This window comes from Streptomyces sp. NPDC005706 (assembly GCF_040631045.1).
GTDB lineage: Bacteria > Actinomycetota > Actinomycetes > Streptomycetales > Streptomycetaceae > Streptomyces.
Genome location: NZ_JBEXYS010000016.1, coordinates 54972 through 71042, shown reverse-complemented (window position 1 = coordinate 71042; position 16071 = coordinate 54972). Strand labels below are relative to the sequence as shown.

The window sequence follows — 16071 nt, the reverse complement described above, 5'->3', positions numbered from 1 at the left end:
CCCGGGCCGGTGGACGGAGGGGTGAGGTGCGCGACGCACACCGGTGGCTGCGGCGGCTGACCGTGCTCGGCACGGGCCTGCTCCTGATCCTGCTCGGCACCGCGGCTCCCGCCTCGGCCCACGCGGCCCTGCGCGGGACCGACCCCGCCGACGGCACCGTCCTGAAGTCCGCCCCGCGCCGGGTGACGCTGACCTTCACGGAGTCCGTCGGCCTGCTCACCGACTCGTTCCGCGTCTACGACCCGGAGAACCACCGCCTGCGCACCGGCGAGGCCGGCCACGCCCCCGGCCGTTCCGACACGGCCCGCGTCCCGCTGCCCGCCAGGCTCGCCACCGGTACCTACACGGTGACCTGGCGGGTGGTCTCGGCGGACAGCCACCCGGTGTCCGGGGCCCTCACCTTCTCGGTGGGCAAGCGCACGGCCGCACCGGCCGCCCCGCTCCCGGACCGCGCGGAGAACCGGGCGACGACGAGCCTCTACGACATCGCGCGCTACCTCGCCTACCTGTCCGTGGCGCTCCTGCTCGGCACGGTGGCGTTCGTGGCGTACTGCCGCCCGCCCGGCCGGGCCCGGCTGTACCGTCCGGCACTGGCCGCCTGGTGGGTCCTGCTCGCCTCGACCGCCGCCCTCTTCCTGCTGAGGGCGCCCTACGAGGAAGGCACCTCCCCCGCACGGGCGTTCGCGCTGTCCTCGCTCACCCGCACGGCCACGACCCGGCCCGGTGAACTCCTGCTCGCCCGCCTGACCCTGCTGCTCCTGGCGGCGGCCTGCGTTGCGCTCCTGCGCGGGGGCCTGCGGCGGCGCGTCCCCCGCCGGGCCCTGCCGGCCCCGGCCGCGCTCGTCTCCGTGGCCCTCGCCCTGACCTGGGCGGCGGCCGAACACGCCTCGGCGGGGCCGCAGATACCCGTCGCCGTCGTCTCCGCCGCGCTGCACCTGCTGGCCATGGCCGCCTGGCTGGGCGGCCTCGCCGCGCTGCTGCTGACACTGCGCCGGGACACCGCGGCGGAGCCCGTTCCCGCGGGGGCGCCGGAGCCGGTGGCGCGGACCGTCGCCCGCTTCTCCCGTCTGGCCTTCGCCTCGGTGACGGTCCTCGCGGTGACCGGCGTCTACCAGTCCTGGCGGGGCCTGGGCTCCCTGGAGGCGCTCACCGGCACGACGTACGGACACGTCCTGCTGGCCAAGCTGGCGGCGGTGGCGCTGCTCCTCGCCGCCGCCTCCCGCTCCCGGCGCTGGACGGCCCGCCTGGCCGCTGCGGCCCCGGCGGCCCGCCCGGCCCGCGTCCCCGAGCCGGCCACCGGCCCGCCACTGCCCGCCGAACCCCGGCCGGAACCCGGACCGGACATCCCCTCCGCTCCCGACCCGCACCACCTGCGCCGCCCGGTACTGGCCGAACTCGCCACCGGTGTCGTCGTCCTCGTCCTGACCACCCTCCTGACCAGCACCCTGCCGGGCCGGGCGGCGGCCGAGGCGGCGCGGTCCGAGGCGGCCGCACCGGCCGGTATCCCGGCCGCCTCGGTCACCACGATCCCGTTCGACGTCGGCACCCCCGGCGGCCACGGCAAGGTGCAGATCACCCTCGACGCCGGCCGGGTCGGCACGAACTCCGTCCAGGCGGTGGTCTACGGCCCCGACGGCGGCCTGGCCTCCGTCCCCGAACTCCGCCTCGCGATGACCCTCCCCGCCCAGCGGGTCGGCCCCCTGGACGCCAAGGTCACCGACCGCGGCGGCTACTGGGCGGCCGACTCCTTCGCCCTGCCGATCCCGGGAACGTGGACCATGAGGGTGACGGTGCGGGTGTCGGACGTGGACCAGGTGACCGTGTCGAAGACCGTACGGGTGGTGCGGTGACGGTCCCGGGGGAGAGGGCGAGATGGAGCACGGCGAGCGAGTGGTCATCGAGGGCGTGGAGTTCGAAGCCGCGCTGACCGTCCGGTCGGACATCGGCCTGCTGGCCCTGCACGGCTCCAAGGAGGGCGGTACGGCGGAACTGGCCCACGAGGTGGCGGCCCGCACCGGAGCGACCGCACTGGTCTTCACCCAGCCCGCCGGCACCCCGGTCCACATCCCCTCGCACCGGATGTCCGAAGCCCCCTGCGAGGCCCTGCGGAAGTTCCTCTCCCATGTGTCCCTGACCGTCTCCCTGCACGGCCACCTGCGGCCCGACGCCCCCCGCTCGGTCTTCCTGGGCGGCGCCAACCGCGCGGCGGCACTGCTCCTCGGGCGCCCGCTCGCCCTGCTCGCCCCCGACTTCGACACCGTGACGGATCTGGAGCTCGTCCCGGCCGGACTGCGGGGCCTCAACCCGCGCAACCCCGTGAACCTGACCCGCGCGGGAGGCGTGCAGGTGGAACTGCCGCTGGCCGCCCGGACCTCGCGCCCGCAGAAGGCCCGGGGAGCGCCCGAGACACCCCCGCGAGCGGTGGCGGACGCCCTGGCCGCCGGGGTCGGGGAGCTGACGGCGCGGCGGCCCGGCTGACCGGCCGCGCGGGCACCCGGCCCGGCTCACAGCTCCAGGTCGTCGAACTGCTCGAGGAGGAAGTCGACCGGCACGTGTCCGGCGGCGGAGGCCGCGCCGTCGTGCAGCTGCTGCTCCGTCCAGATGACCTTGCCGCGGCTGGTGTACCGGGTGCCCCAGCGCTGGGCGAACTGCGCGACCAGGAACAGGCCCCGGCCGCCCTCGTCCGTCGTCGCCGCCCTCCGCAGCCGTGGCGAGGTACTGCTGCCGTCCGACACCTCGCAGGTCAGACAGCGTCCGCGCAGCAGCCGTACGGTGACCGGCGGAGAGCCGTACCGGATCGCGTTCGTGACCAGCTCGCTGAGGATCAGCTCCGTGGTGAACCCGGCCTCCTCCAGCCCCCACTCCAGCAGCGTCTCCCGGCAGCGCGCCCGCGCCGCCGGGACCAGCGCCGGGTCCGCCGGCACGTCCCACTCGGCCACCCGCGAGGGCGGGAACCGCCGGGTGCGGGCCGCCAGCAGCGCGATGTCGTCGGAGGAATGGGCCGGCTTCAGGGTGTCGATCACCGTCCGGCAGGTCTCCTCCGGAGTGCGGTCCCCGAACCCGTCCAGCGCCCGGCGCAGCCGCTCCATGCCGACGTCGATGTCCTGGCCGCGGTCCTCCACCAGACCGTCCGTGTACAGCAGGAGCTGTGAGCCCTCCGGCAGGGTCAGCTCGGCCGTCTCGAAGGGGTAGCCACCCAGGCCGAGCGGCGCCGATGCCGGTACGCCCGGGCAGGCGACCGTGCCGTCCGGGGTCACGAGCACCGGTTCCGGGTGCCCGGCGCGGGCCATGGTGCAGGCGCCCGTCACGGAGTCGTAGACCGCGTACAGACAGGTCGCCCCGGTCACCACCCCTCCCTCCAGGCCCTCCGCGGCCTCGGGCGCGCCCTCCTCGTTGTCCATGCGGGCGACCAGGTCGTCCAGGTTCCCGAGCACCTCGTCCACGGGCAGGTCCAGGGTGGCGAAGTTGTGCACCGCGGTGCGCAGCCGGCCCATCGTCGCCGCCGCGTGCAGTCCGCGGCCGACGACGTCACCCATCACCAGGGCCACCCGGGCGCCGGGCAGCGGGATGACGTCGAACCAGTCGCCGCCCACCCCGCCCTCCGCGGGCAGATACCGCCAGGCGACCTCCAGCGCGTCCTGCTCCGGCTGCCCGCGCGGCAGCAGACTGCGCTGCAGCGTCACCGCCATCGCGTGCTCCCGGGTGAACCGGCGGGCGTTGTCGATGGCGACCGCGGCCCGCGCGGTCAGCTCCTCGGCGAAGGAGAGGTCGTCCGGCTCGAACGGCTTCGACTCGCGCCGCCGGTAGAAGTTCGCCACGCCCAGCGGCACGCCCCGCGCCCGCAGCGGCACGGTCACCAGCGAACGCAGCCCGCACTCCAGGGCCCGCCGGGCTCGCTCCGGGTCCTGCTCCCACCAGCCGGGGGCCTTCCGCAGATCCGCCTCCAGCATGCCGTGCCCCTCCTGCAGCGTCCGCATCTGCGGGGCCAGGGGCGAGAAGTCGATCACATCACCGAGCGGGTACACCGGCACCTTCCGCCGCTCGCCGGCGATCGCCGCGCGCCGCAGATGCCGCCAGCCCTCCGCCGTCGGCTCCCACCCGCGCAGCACCGCGTCCAGCAGGTCCACCGTCACCAGGTCGGCGAACCGCGGCACCGCCACATCGGCCAGCTCCTGGGCAGTTCGCTCCACGTCCAGCGTCGTACCGACGCCCACCCCGGCGTCGTACAGCAGCTTCAGCCGCTGCCGCGCGACCTCGGCCCGGCCGGTGACCGCCGCCAGCTCCGTGGTGTCCCGCAGTGTCACCACGCTGCCCCGGCGCCCGGTCCGCGGGTACGTGGGCCGCTTGTTCACCGCAAGCAGCCGGTCCCCCGCGAGATGCACCGCGTCGGTGACCGCCTCGGGTGAGGCCAGCAGCCGCTGGACCGGCTCCGGCAGGTCCAGCTCCCGCACCGGACGCCCCCGCGCGTCGTCCGGCAGCCCGAGCAGCCGCGTGGCCTCCTCGTTGGCCAGCAGCAGCCGGTCCTCGGCGTCGGTGATCAGCACGCCCTCCCGCACCGCGTGCAGCACCGCCTCGTGGTGCTCGTACAGCTCCGCCAGCTCGCCGGGGGCCAGGCCGCGCGTCTGCCGCAGCAGCCGGCGGGAGACCAGGGCCGACCCGGTCACGCCCAGCGTCAGCGCGACCGCGGCGGCGCCCAGGGTGACCGGAAGCTGCGGCATCCACAGCGAGGCCACGTTCCGGACCGTGATCCCGGCGGAGACCAGCCCGACGACCTTGCCCCGCGCGTCGGTCACCGGCACCACCGCCTGCACGGCCGTCCCCCCGCCCGTCGGCAGCGGCGGCCCGCCGGCCTGCTCGACGACCGTCTTCCCCCGCAGCGCCGGCCCGATGGTGCCGACGAACTTCTTCCCGATCTCGCTCGGGTACGGATAGGTGTAGCGAATGCCCTCCGTGTTCATGGCCACCACGAAGTCGACGCCCGAGCGCTTGCGGGCCGCCTCGGTCTTCGGCTGGAGCAACGCCGTCGGGTCCCGGCTCTGCAGCGCCCTGGCCACACCGGGGGCACTCGCGAACGTCTCGGCCGCGGCGACCGACGCCCGGCGTCCCTCCCGCAGCGCGTCCTGCGCCGCCTGGAGCACCACGGCCGCCACCGCGGCCAGCACCAGCAGCACCACGACCACGATCTGCAGCAGGAGCACCTGCCCGGCCACGGTGCGCAGGTCCAGCAGGGAGGTACGACCCCTCCGCCGGCGCCCGGCGGAGGCGTGCCGCGCCGAGCCCGGAGGCTGCCCGGAAAATACCTCCATATCCCCTTGATAGCACCACTGGCCGTCCCGAGAGCGGGCGAGGCCGTCCTGCTCCGGCCGGACCGCTCGTCACAGCGGCTGTGCCGGCGTCCTCGTGACGCCGTGCCTCCCCGCCCGGTCCTCAGCGGGGTACGGTCGAGGTCCCCGCAGCGCCGGCCCGGTGTGACGGCGCCGGCAGGTGCCGCTGCCGAAGGGCGGGAAAGGGGTCTCGGATGAGCCGGGCGAGCAGCGCGCGGCCCGCGTCGGCCCGGCGGATGTGGCCGCTGTACGCGGCCGGCTTCACCACGGCCTTCGGCGCGCACGGGATCGCCGCGAGCCTCGGCAGTGACACCGAGGGCGCGGTCACCTCCCTGCTGGTGCTGGGTGGACTGCTCGCCCTCTACGACGGCGCCGAGGTCGTCCTCAAGCCGGTGTTCGGCACCCTCGCCGACCGGATCGGCGCCCGTCCGGTCCTGCTCGGCGGGCTCGTGGCCTTCGCCGCCGCGTCCGCGCTGTACGCGGTGGTGGACAGCCCCGGCCGGCTCTGGGCGGCGCGCCTCGGGCAGGGCGCCGCGGCCTCCGCGTTCTCGCCGTCCGCCGCCGCGCTCGTCGCCCGGCTGAACCCGGCGGCCGGGCACGGTCGCGCGTTCGGCGGCTACGGCTTCTGCAAGTCCGTCGGCTACACGCTGGGTCCGCTGCTCGGCGGCGTCCTGGTCCGGGTCGGCGGGCTGCGGCTGCTCTTCGGCGTGCTCGCCGTCCTGGGCGCGGTGGTCGCCGTCTGGGCCGCGGCCGCGGTACCCGTCGTGGCCCCGCTGCCCAGGGCCCGGCAGACGGTACTGGACCTGGCCCGGCGGCTGACCGACCCGGCGTTCCTCGTCCCGACGTCCGCGCTGGCCGCGGCGACCGCCGCGCTGTCGGCCGGGGTGGGGTTCCTGCCGGTCTCCGGCCGGGCCGCCGGGCTGGGCCCGGTGGCCACCGGTGCCGCCGTGTCGGTGCTGGCCGCGTGCGCGGCGGTCGTCCAGCCGAAGGCCGGGCGGGCTCTGGACGAGGGGCGTCTCACCGCGCGGAGCGGACTCACGGCGGGTCTGCTGCTGGCGGCCGCCGGCCTGGGCTGCGCCATGCTGCCCGGCCTGGCCGGCGTTGCTGTCCGCGGCGGCCCTGATCGGCGCCGGCGCCGGGCTGATCACCCCGCTGGGCTTCGCCGCCCTGGCCTCCTCGACCCCGGCGGAACGTCTGGGCCAGACCATGGGCGCCGCCGAACTGGGCCGTGAACTCGGCGACGCGGGAGGCCCCCTGCTGGTCGCGGTGGTCGCCTCGTGGACCACCCTCACCCACGGCTACGCGGCCCTGGGCGCCCTGCTCGCCCTCGGCGCGGCGCTGGGTCTCGCCCGTCGCCGTGGCCGGGGGGAGCAGCGGCCCCAAAGCGGGTGAGGCGGGCCCCGGCTCGCTCGTCCTGTGCCGTACCGGTGCCGATTCGCCCGCCGGCCGTGCCGCCGAGTCGGACTGCCGCAGTGGTCACGAAAATCGAACACGTGATTGAATTCGGTCATGCGAACGTTTCCCGACGACCTCGCGCAGGCTCAAAAGGAGTGGAGCGCCACGTACCGGCAGCTCGCCGGACATCCTGGCCGCACCGACCTGCGCCGGCGTCTGTACCGGCTGTCGACCCAGACGTTCTTCCATCCGTACTGGCGGCGCCGGCGTCCCGGCCCCGCAGCGTGGTGGGAACTTCGTGAACTGGGGCGGGCGGACGGGCCCGTGAACGAGCGGTTTCACCGATGACGCGCTGGAACACGGACCCTGATGTCCCGGACGAGTCCGAAGGCGCGGCCTCCGGGCCGATCCGCGTGAGCGTGCATCCGCCGTCGCCCTCCGGAGGCCGACGCGTGCGCGTGGACGGGGAATTCCTCGGCCTGGCCCACAACATGGCCGACATCGCCGAGTTCCTCCGCCGGGCCGGGCTGGAGATCGACCCGGCGGACGTGGCCGCGGCCACGTGGATCGACTGGCGCGGAGCCGGGCCGCAGCGGTGGGGCCCGGAGACGGCCGACTGACGGCTGCCGGCCGTCGGGTGCGCTCACGGGCGGCGTCGGGAGGATGCCGATCGCTCAGGCGGGCAGTGCGGCCTCCAGTTCGGCCAGCTCCACCGCGTCGAGCTCGACCGCCGTGGCCTCGGCGGAGTCCCGGATCGAAGCCGGGCGGCCTGCGCCCGGTACCGGGATGACCGACGGGGAGCGGGCCAGCAGCCAGGCCAGGGCGATCCGCTGCGGGCTGACACCGCGTTCGGCGGCGACGCGGTGGAAGGCGGTGCCGGCGGAGGTCGAGCCGGACGGGCCGTCCAGGGAACTGCGGGAGATGCCGCCCAACGGGCTCCAGGGCAGGAAGGCCAGGCCGAGGCGGGTGCTGAGCCGAAGCTCGGGCTCGGCGTCACGGACGGCGGGCGAGTACTGGTTCTGCACGGAGACCAGGGCGTCGCCGAGGATGGCGTGGGCCTCCCGGATCTGGCCGGTGGTCACGTTGGAGATACCCGCGGTGCGGATGGTGCCGGAGTCGAGCAGTTCGCGCAGCGCGCCGACGGATTCCGCCCAGGGCACGTCGGGGTCGGGCTTGTGCAGCTGGTACAGGCCGATGGCCTCCACCTCCAGGCGCCCGGTGGATCGCGTCGGTGAGCGCCCGTACCACCTCTCTGGGGGTGCTCGTCGCGGGTGTCCAGCAGGATGGCGGGCAGGTCGACGGTGGCGGCGCGGCGTTCCTGCATGCCGTCGGTGATCAGCAGGAGGCGGTCGCCCGGCCGAAGGCTCATCTCCTGGGCCCCGTACTTGACCGGAGCGGGGACACCGAACGGCAGGTTGGCCTTGAGGGGTATCCGCTCGACCCGGCCGTCGCGCAGCCGCAGGGGCCAGGGATGGCCGGCGTTCACGAGCTGACAGGCACCCGTATCCAGCGAGACGCAGATCAGCTGCCCAGTGGTCATGCCGCGGGAGTAGGCGGCCAGTGCCTGGTGCGCGGCATAGGCCTGTCCCGGTACGTCTGCTGTCACCCCGCACCAGTCGGCTTGGGTGCGGCACCTCGGGTGGAGAGGGCTCAGGAGACGGCGGCGTCGTTCACGGTCTCTCGTATCTCCAGGACAGTGTCGGTTCCGGTGATCTCAAACAGGCGCTGAAGCTGCTCCGGCGGCGCGGCCACGCGCAGAGTGCCCGTTCGGTGGGCAAGGATCAGCAGGTTGAGGAACGACGAGTCCGCGAAGTCGACGTCGGAGGCGTCCAGAACCACTTTCGGATGCTTCCTGGCAGCGGCGTCCAGTGCGTCCGCTAGAGGCGGGATCGAGTGCATGTCATAGGAGCCGTGAGCGGCAATCACCCAGGCGCCGCAGCACTCGTACTGGTGCAAGGCAGTCGCCGGTCCGGGCTCGCTGGCCTGGCCCGACCGCTGTTTGCCTCCAACGCTCCCCGTGAGCTTTGGCATAACGGCCTCATCCCAGGACACCTCGGCTCCTTCTCGCTGCGCTTCAGCACTGACCACGCCAGCAGTTACCGGAAAAGTATGTCATGTAACTAGGTTCAGCAATGGGCGCCCCTAAAATGCGGGTCATGGTTGGAGTGCCCGAGCCCCACAGCGGATGGACGTTCATCACTAGCCACGCGCGCGTACTTGCGGCCATCGCCGACAACCCGAACGTTCGGATCCGCGACATCGCCGCTCGCTGCAGGCTCACGGAACGCGCCGTCCAGCGCATCATCTCCGACCTTGAGCAGGACGGTTACCTCTCCCACACCCGGGACGGGCGCACGAACACCTACCGCATCGAGCCCGACAAGGTGCTGCGCCATCCGGCAGAGGCCGGCCTTCCCGTGGCCTCCCTGCTGTCCCTGCTCGTACAGGATGAGACCGATCGGGGCAAAGCGGCGGGGCCGATCATGGCGCATACCTCCTCAACCCACCACTGACCCGCGGGCGGGAACGGCGCCCCCTCCATCCCGGTGCCGGCCGATCCCCGCCGGAGGCATCGTCTTGACCGTGGTCCGCTTTCTGCGGTCATCGACTCATGGCCAACGGCCCTGTCCATCAGTGGGCGCGCGTCGGCGCAGCGCGGGCGGAGCGGGCCGAAGGCAGGAGCGCCGCCCGCAGCGGAGCGCAGCCGGGGCTGCATGCGCGCGCGGTACATGCATGTGACGGGAGTCATGCTCCGCAAGGTCGCTCAGCAGGCCGGCGACGCGCTCTGGACGCCTCCCGGCTCCGAGGAAAAATCCAACTGAACGGAAACTGAGACGGAAAACGTCGAAGGGCCCCACTGCGAACAGTGGGGCCCTTCGACATCGTGCCCGGTGAGGCACTGGCGGAGGATACGAGATTCGAACTCGTGAGGGGTTGCCCCCAACACGCTTTCCAAGCGTGCGCCCTAGGCCTCTAGGCGAATCCTCCGCCAGGAACATTACATGACCGAGGGGAGTGCTCGCGAACTCGTTCTCGCAGGCCGCCATCGGGTACTGTGGGCGCAGCCCCTCACGCGGCGCTATCTGACTGAACTCCCCCAGGGCCGGAAGGCAGCAAGGGTAGGTCGGCTCTGGCGGGTGCGTGGGGGGCGCTTGCGTTCGCGGGGCGGGGCCGGGTCCGGGTCCGGGCGGGAGCCTCGGACGGGGTGGGTTGTCGGTGGGCGCCTATAACCTCGTATGCGTGTCGTCTCTCGCGCTGTACCGCCGCTATCGCCCGGAGACCTTTGGCGAGGTCATCGGGCAGGAGCATGTCACCGACCCGCTGCAGCAGGCGCTGCGGAACAACCGGGTCAATCACGCGTACCTGTTCAGCGGGCCGCGTGGCTGCGGGAAGACCACCAGCGCGCGCATCCTGGCCCGCTGCCTGAACTGTGAGCAGGGCCCCGCCCCGACGCCGTGCGGCGAGTGCCAGTCGTGCCGGGACCTGGCCAGGAACGGGCCGGGGTCGATCGACGTCATCGAGATCGACGCGGCCTCCCACGGCGGTGTGGACGACGCCCGTGAGCTGCGCGAGAAGGCCTTCTTCGGGCCCGCGAGCAGCCGGTACAAGATCTACATCATCGACGAGGCCCACATGGTCTCCCCGCAGGGCTTCAACGCGCTGCTGAAGGTCGTGGAGGAGCCCCCGGAGCACCTCAAGTTCATCTTCGCCACCACCGAGCCCGAGAAGGTCATCGGGACCATCCGGTCGCGGACCCATCACTACCCCTTCCGGCTCGTCCCGCCGGGCACTCTGCGGGACTACCTGGCCGAGGTGTGCGGCCGGGAGGACATCCCGGTCGAGGAAGGCGTGCTGCCGCTCGTCGTGCGGGCCGGCGCCGGGTCCGTACGTGACTCGATGTCCGTCATGGACCAGCTCCTCGCCGGCGCGGGAGAGCAGGGTGTGACGTATGCCACGGCCACCTCTCTGCTCGGCTACACCGAGGGGTCGCTGCTCGACTCCGTCGTCGAGGCCTTCGCCACCGGTGACGGGGCCGCCGCCTTCGAGGTCGTCGACCGGATCATCGAGGGCGGCAACGACCCGCGCCGGTTCGTCGCCGACCTGCTGGAGCGGCTGCGGGACCTGGTGATCCTGGCGGCGGTCCCGGACGCCGTGGAGAAGGGGCTCATCGACGCCCCGGCCGATGTGCTGGAGCGCATGCAGGCACAGGCCTCCACCTTCGGCGCCGCCGAGCTGAGCCGCGCCGCCGACCTCGTCAACGACGGCCTCACCGAGATGCGCGGCGCCAACTCCCCGCGCCTGCAGCTCGAACTGATCTGCGCCCGGGTGATGCTCCCCGCCGCCTACGGCGACGAGCGCTCCCTCCTGGCCCGTCTCGACCGGCTGGAGCGCGGCGTCGGCTTCTCGGGCGGCGGCGGTGCGCCCGCCATGGGATACGTCCCCGGTCCCGACACCCACGCGGGCATGGCCCCCGGTGGCGCGCCGGTGGCGCCCGGCGGCGGTCCCGCCGCGGCCCGCGCGGCAGTACGGGGACCGGGCGGACAGCCCGCCGGGGCCGGTGTCCCCGGTGGCTCGGGTGCCGGGGAGCCCCCGGTCCCCGCCCCCGCACCCGCTCCGGTGGCACCCCCCGCTCCGGCGGCTCCCGCACCCGTGGTGCAGGCCCCTGCGCCCGCCCCCGCCGCCCCCGAACCTTCGGCCCCTACCCATGCCCATGCCCCTGCCGCTGCCCAGGCCCCCGGCGCCTGGCCGACCGCCGCCGCGGCCGGTGGCGGACGGCGGCCCGGCGGGTGGCCCACTGCGGCCGCGACGGGCGCGCAGCAGGGTGGCGCAGCTCCGGCCCGCTCCCAGCCGCAGCGCCCGGAGCAGCCCGCTCCGGCGGCTCCCGCGGCGAGCGCCCCGGCCCCGGCGGCCCCCCAGGCCGGCGGGCCCGACCCGCGCATGCTCTGGCCCAACATCCTCGAGGCCGTCAAGAACCGCCGTCGCTTCACCTGGATCCTGCTCAGCCAGAACGCCCAGGTGACCGGCTTCGACGGCACCACCCTCCAGGTCGGCTTCGTCAACGCCGGGGCCCGGGACAACTTCGCGAGCAGCGGCAGCGAGGACGTGCTGCGGCAGGCGCTGACCGAGCAGTTCGGTGTGCAGTGGAAGATCGAGGCGGTCGTCGACCCCTCGGGCGGCTCCGCGCCCCCGCCGCCCGGCGGCGCGCCGGGCTTCGGCGGAGGCGGCGGAGCCGGTGGCGCGGGCTACGGCGGCGCACCCGCCGGCGGCTACGGCGCCCCGGCCGCCCCCCGGCCCGCGGCACCCCAGCCGGGCCCGCCCGCGCCCGCCTCGCCCCAGGGCGGTGCTCCGGCCGCCCCGGCGCAGGCCGCCCCCGCCCCACAGCCGGCCCGGGCCCCCGAGCCGCCCCCCGTCGCGCCCGAGGACGACATCCCCGAGGACGACGACCCCGACCTCGACGAGTCCGCCCTGTCCGGCCAAGGCCTGATCGTGCGGGAGCTGGGGGCGACGGTGGTGGAGGAGATCACCCACGAGTAGCGGGGCCGCCCGGACAGCGGGTCCGGACCGCCGTTCGTAGGAACCCACAGGAAACCCGCCCGGCGGACTTCGGCGACCTTGCCATTAGGCTGAGCACCGTGAAGGTCCTCGTCATCGGCAGCGGTGCCCGCGAACACGCCCTGTGCCGCTCCCTGTCCCTCGACCCCGACATCACCGCCCTGCACTGCGCACCCGGCAACGCCGGCATCGCCGAGGTGGCCGAGCTGCACCAGGTCGACGCGCTCGACGGCAAGGCCGTGGCCGCGCTGGCCGGTGACCTCGGGGCCGACCTCGTCGTCGTCGGCCCGGAGGCCCCGCTGGTCGCCGGTGTGGCCGACGCGGTGCGCGAGGCGGGCATCCCGGTGTTCGGCCCCTCCGGTGAGGCCGCGCAGCTCGAGGGTTCCAAGGCCTTCGCCAAGGACGTGATGGCGGCGGCCGGGGTGCCGACCGCGCGGTCGTACGTCTGCACCACGGAGGCCGAGGCTGCAGAGGCCCTGGACGCCTTCGGGGCGCCCTACGTCGTCAAGGACGACGGCCTCGCCGCCGGCAAGGGCGTCGTGGTCACCTCCGACCTCGCCGCCGCCAAGGAGCACGCGGCGGCCTGCGAGAGGGTGGTCATCGAGGAGTTCCTCGACGGTCCCGAGGTGTCGCTGTTCGCCGTCACCGACGGCCGGACCGTCGTACCGCTCCAGCCCGCCCAGGACTTCAAGCGCGCCCTGGACGGCGACGAGGGCCCCAACACCGGTGGCATGGGCGCCTACTCGCCGCTGCCGTGGGCGGACCCCAAGCTGGTCGAAGAGGTGCTGGAGACGGTGCTGCGGCCGACCGTGGACGAGATGCGGCGCCGGGGCACCCCCTTCTCCGGGCTGCTGTACGCCGGTCTCGCGATCACGTCGCGCGGCGTGCGCGTCATCGAGTTCAACGCCCGCTTCGGCGACCCCGAGACCCAGGTCGTGCTGGCCCGTCTGCGGACCCCGCTGGCCGGCGTGCTGCTCGCCGCCGCGAACGGGACCCTGGCCGACCTCGAGCCGCTGCGCTGGAGCGAGGACGCGGCCGTCACCGTCGTCGTCGCCTCGCACAACTACCCCGGCACCCCGCGCACCGGCGACCCCATCACCGGTCTGGACGAGGTGGCCGCCGAGGACGCCCCGCACGCCTACGTCCTGCACGCCGGGACGAAGCGGGACGGTGACGCGGTGGTCAGCGCGGGCGGCCGGGTGCTCTCGGTCACGGCGACCGGCGAGGACCTGGCCGGGGCCCGCGAGCGGGCGTACCGGGCGGTGGACCGCATCCGCCTCGACGGCTCCCAGCACCGCACGGACATCGCGGCACGGGTGGCGGGCGCCTGACCGGCCCTCCCCGATCCTCCCGCACACCCCAGGCCCCGGACCCCGAATCCGGGGCCTGATCCTTGCTGCCTGTCACCCACCTCTGACCAAAGCCATTCCATCGAGTGAGCAATCCCCCATACGGCTGACTAGGGCCGGAGCCCCAACTATGGTGCGGCGCAAGCGTTCCGGCACTTGGCCCACCGGCATTGCGATGTCAGTGACGGGTGCCACAGTGGGGGAGTGAGCAACGCCAGGACAGCGCGGGATCGGCAGGGAGGGGGTGAGGTCCGATCATGACCGGAACCGGAGTTGAGGCGGGCGCGCAGGCCGCGCGCTCGTGGGCCCTGGCCGTGCTGCGCGTCCGCGGCCGGGCACTGGGCGTGGCCCTGCTGCCCGCGGCCGTCGAGGTGGTCCTGCTGACGGGCGGAGCCACCGGCCGGCTCACCGGCCCGGGCTGGGACACCGCCCGCTGGGCCGTGGGCGTGCCGGCCGCGCTCGTACTGCTGGCCGCGGCCGGTGTCGCGCTGGTGGTGGCCCGTGCCCGGCCGGCCGTGAGTCCCACGGTCCCGGTCGCCGAGAAGACGGCCCCCGACCTGTACCGGCTGGTGCGCGACCTCGCGGACCGGCTCGACGTGCCCGCGCCCTCGGCCATAGCGCTCACCCCGGACTGCGACAGCTGGCTGGAGGACCGGGCCCACCCGGCCCACGGCCCGCCCCCGCGGCCGGCGCACGACGAAGCGGCGGGATCCGGTCCCGGACCGGTCCTCGACGGCCGGCGGCGGGACGCCACCGCCCCGGTCCTCGTCATCGGCTCCCCGTTTCTGTGGTGGATGCGCGTCGGTGAACTGCGCGCGGTCCTCGCCCCGGTGGTCGCCGGTACGGGCCCCTCCGCGCACCCGGACATAGCCGCCGCCCGCCGCTTCGTACGCGGTCTCGACGCCGCGGTGGCGGTCGCCTCGACGCCAGGCCGCTGCGCGCTGACCCGGGTCGTGTGTGCGGCCCTCGGCTGGGTCGCCCGCCTGATGCTGCGCGGTTGCCGCGAGCACGCGGCCCTGATGGAGCGCGGGGTCGCCGCGGCCGCCGCCGAGCGCGCGCAGACCGTGGACTACGGGCTGCGGATCGTCGCCCAGGAGCAGGTCGGCCTCGCCTACGCGGGCTGGGACCGGCTGCTGACCAAGGTGGCGCTGCCCGCCTGGCGCATGGGCCGCTGGCCCTCCCGGCTGGACGCGGGTGTCGTGTCCGCCCTGACCGAGCTGTCCCGGCGCGACCGCCTGGCCGAGGGCTTCGCCTCCCGCCTCGGAGAGCGCCCCGCCTGCGACCTCCTGGAGGAGCCCGGCGCGGTGGACGAGGCCGCCTCCCTGCTCGCCGCCCGCCTGTTCCACGGCGGCCCGGCCGAGATCGGCCCGGACTGGGCGCCGGTGGACTGGCAGGCGTATCCGGAGGAGGTCGTCGACCGCACCTGGCGCGCCCACGCGGCACGGCTGCACCGGGTCCTGGACTCCCTCGGCGTGCGGCCCGCCCCCACCGCTCCCGGCCAGGGCGGCCCCACGCTGGCCCGGGTCCTGGACCACCTCACGGAACACGGCCGTCCGCCCATCGGCTCCGCGTCCGGCCCGTCCGGGAGCCTGGACGGCGGCCGGGCGACGGCGCGGGAACCGGTCGCCGGCGACGAGCCCCACGCCACCTTGGACCGCCCCGGCCCGGCCGTCGACCGGGCCGCCGCCGCGGACACACCCGCCGCGCAGGCGGGCACCGCCACCACCGGCGTGGACGCCGCCCCGACCGGCCGCTCCACGCCGCCCGCCGAGCCGGCCGCCGCCGAGGACGACACCCCCGCCGCCGAGGACGACGACACCGACCCCGGCACCGAGCGCAGCGCGGTCCTGGCCGCCGGACTGAGTGCCGAGCTGGCCCGGGAGGAGGCCGTGGCGCCGAAGGGCGCGACCGCCGCCGGGCTGTTTCCGGACAGCTCGCTCTGGGACGACGGTGCCCTGCCGCTGTTCCCGCTCCAGCCCCCGCGCACCGGACGCGACCTGCTGGCCGACCACGTCACGGCGATGGTCTGCTGTGCCGCCGTGGACACGGCCGGCGCGGCCCCCGCCCTCGACTGGCTGGACGGCCCCTCCCTGCTGCTGGACGGCGAGCGGGCCGCCGACCTCGGGCCCAAGGTGCTGCGCCTGATCGAGGAGGGCGACCCCGGCCCGTTGCGCGACTGGCTGAGCGCGTCCGGGATACGCCCGGAGAAGCCGGTGCGGCTCGTCTGACCCTCCGCCCGGCGCCCGCCCGGCACTTCGCCGGGCGCCCTACCGGAACCGGCGCCGTAACGGAGGGTGGACTTCCAGTTCAGGTCAATTCGCAACGAACAGTGACCAGATCCGTGCGTTATGTGATGTGCTGGGACCGACCGCGCACATGGCAGAGGCATGCGACATACGACAGCACGACCGAGCAGCACGCACCACGCTGGCAACGGGGGCATGAGGGAG

General features: G+C 74.8%; 10 protein-coding genes, 1 tRNA gene, 1 other RNA gene and 3 pseudogenes. 10 read left to right on the top strand and 5 right to left on the bottom strand.

Annotation, left to right across the window (positions count from 1 at the left end; genetic code table 11):
* Positions 1-26: 26 nt before the first annotated feature.
* Positions 27-1850 (top strand): copper resistance CopC family protein, encoded by a 1824-nt coding sequence (locus ABZ478_RS24380; protein WP_359552682.1) that lies wholly within the window; start codon positions 27-29, stop codon positions 1848-1850.
* A gap of 22 nt (positions 1851-1872) precedes the next feature.
* Complete coding sequence (locus ABZ478_RS24375; RefSeq protein WP_359552680.1) at positions 1873-2478, top strand: poly-gamma-glutamate hydrolase family protein; 606 nt, start codon at positions 1873-1875, stop codon at positions 2476-2478.
* Between the two features lie 26 nt (positions 2479-2504).
* On the opposite strand, the gene ABZ478_RS24370 is transcribed toward ABZ478_RS24375, so the two are convergent.
* Entirely contained in the window at positions 2505-5306 is a 2802-nt protein-coding gene (locus ABZ478_RS24370; protein ID WP_359552678.1) for a SpoIIE family protein phosphatase, read from the bottom strand.
* A gap of 254 nt (positions 5307-5560) precedes the next feature.
* Between ABZ478_RS24370 and ABZ478_RS24365 the strand changes: the two are divergent.
* The 3 genes and pseudogenes from ABZ478_RS24365 to ABZ478_RS24355 all read left to right on the top strand — a co-directional run bounded on the left by ABZ478_RS24365 (position 5561) and on the right by ABZ478_RS24355 (position 7339).
* Positions 5561-6716: pseudogene (locus ABZ478_RS24365) on the top strand (MFS transporter).
* Between the two features lie 117 nt (positions 6717-6833).
* Positions 6834-7067, top strand: a complete 234-nt coding sequence (locus ABZ478_RS24360) for a hypothetical protein (protein WP_359552676.1) — start codon at positions 6834-6836, stop codon at positions 7065-7067.
* Between the two features lie 65 nt (positions 7068-7132).
* Positions 7133-7339, top strand: coding sequence for a hypothetical protein (locus tag ABZ478_RS24355; RefSeq protein ID WP_359552842.1), 207 nt, complete (start codon positions 7133-7135; stop codon positions 7337-7339).
* A 54-nt stretch (positions 7340-7393) separates the two neighbouring features.
* Here ABZ478_RS24355 and ABZ478_RS24350 read toward each other — a convergent pair.
* From ABZ478_RS24350 to ABZ478_RS24340, 3 genes and pseudogenes are all read right to left on the bottom strand, one after another.
* Positions 7394-7933, bottom strand: a pseudogene (locus ABZ478_RS24350) (aldo/keto reductase); the annotation flags it as partial.
* Positions 7934-8070: 137 nt separating this feature from the next.
* A pseudogene (locus ABZ478_RS24345) lies at positions 8071-8259 on the bottom strand (SpoIIE family protein phosphatase); the annotation flags it as partial.
* A gap of 110 nt (positions 8260-8369) precedes the next feature.
* Positions 8370-8771 carry an STAS domain-containing protein gene (locus tag ABZ478_RS24340; protein WP_359552674.1) on the bottom strand — a complete coding sequence of 134 codons (402 nt, stop codon included), beginning with the start codon at positions 8769-8771 and terminating at the stop codon, positions 8370-8372.
* Between the two features lie 104 nt (positions 8772-8875).
* On the opposite strand from ABZ478_RS24340, the gene ABZ478_RS24335 reads away from it, so the two are divergent.
* The gene (locus ABZ478_RS24335; protein ID WP_359552672.1) at positions 8876-9232 is read left to right on the top strand and encodes a helix-turn-helix domain-containing protein; all 357 of its coding nucleotides are present in this window, start codon (positions 8876-8878) and stop codon (positions 9230-9232) included.
* 387 nt (positions 9233-9619) lie between these two features.
* Here the strand turns inward: ABZ478_RS24335 and ABZ478_RS24330 are convergent.
* Positions 9620-9707: transfer RNA gene (locus ABZ478_RS24330), tRNA-Ser, on the bottom strand.
* Positions 9708-9779: 72 nt separating this feature from the next.
* Between ABZ478_RS24330 and ffs the strand changes: the two genes are divergently transcribed.
* The 4 genes from ffs to ABZ478_RS24310 all read left to right on the top strand — a co-directional run bounded on the left by ffs (position 9780) and on the right by ABZ478_RS24310 (position 15849).
* Positions 9780-9878, top strand: an RNA gene (gene ffs, locus ABZ478_RS24325) — signal recognition particle sRNA small type.
* Positions 9879-9959: 81 nt separating this feature from the next.
* Positions 9960-12254, top strand: coding sequence for a DNA polymerase III subunit gamma and tau (locus tag ABZ478_RS24320; RefSeq protein ID WP_359552670.1), 2295 nt, complete (start codon positions 9960-9962; stop codon positions 12252-12254).
* Positions 12255-12352: 98 nt separating this feature from the next.
* On the top strand, positions 12353-13603 hold the full coding sequence (gene purD, locus ABZ478_RS24315) for a phosphoribosylamine--glycine ligase (RefSeq protein ID WP_359552668.1): 1251 nt from the start codon (positions 12353-12355) through the stop codon (positions 13601-13603).
* A gap of 275 nt (positions 13604-13878) precedes the next feature.
* The gene (locus tag ABZ478_RS24310) at positions 13879-15849 is read left to right on the top strand and encodes a hypothetical protein (RefSeq protein WP_359552667.1); all 1971 of its coding nucleotides are present in this window, start codon (positions 13879-13881) and stop codon (positions 15847-15849) included.
* Positions 15850-16071: the final 222 nt, after the last annotated feature.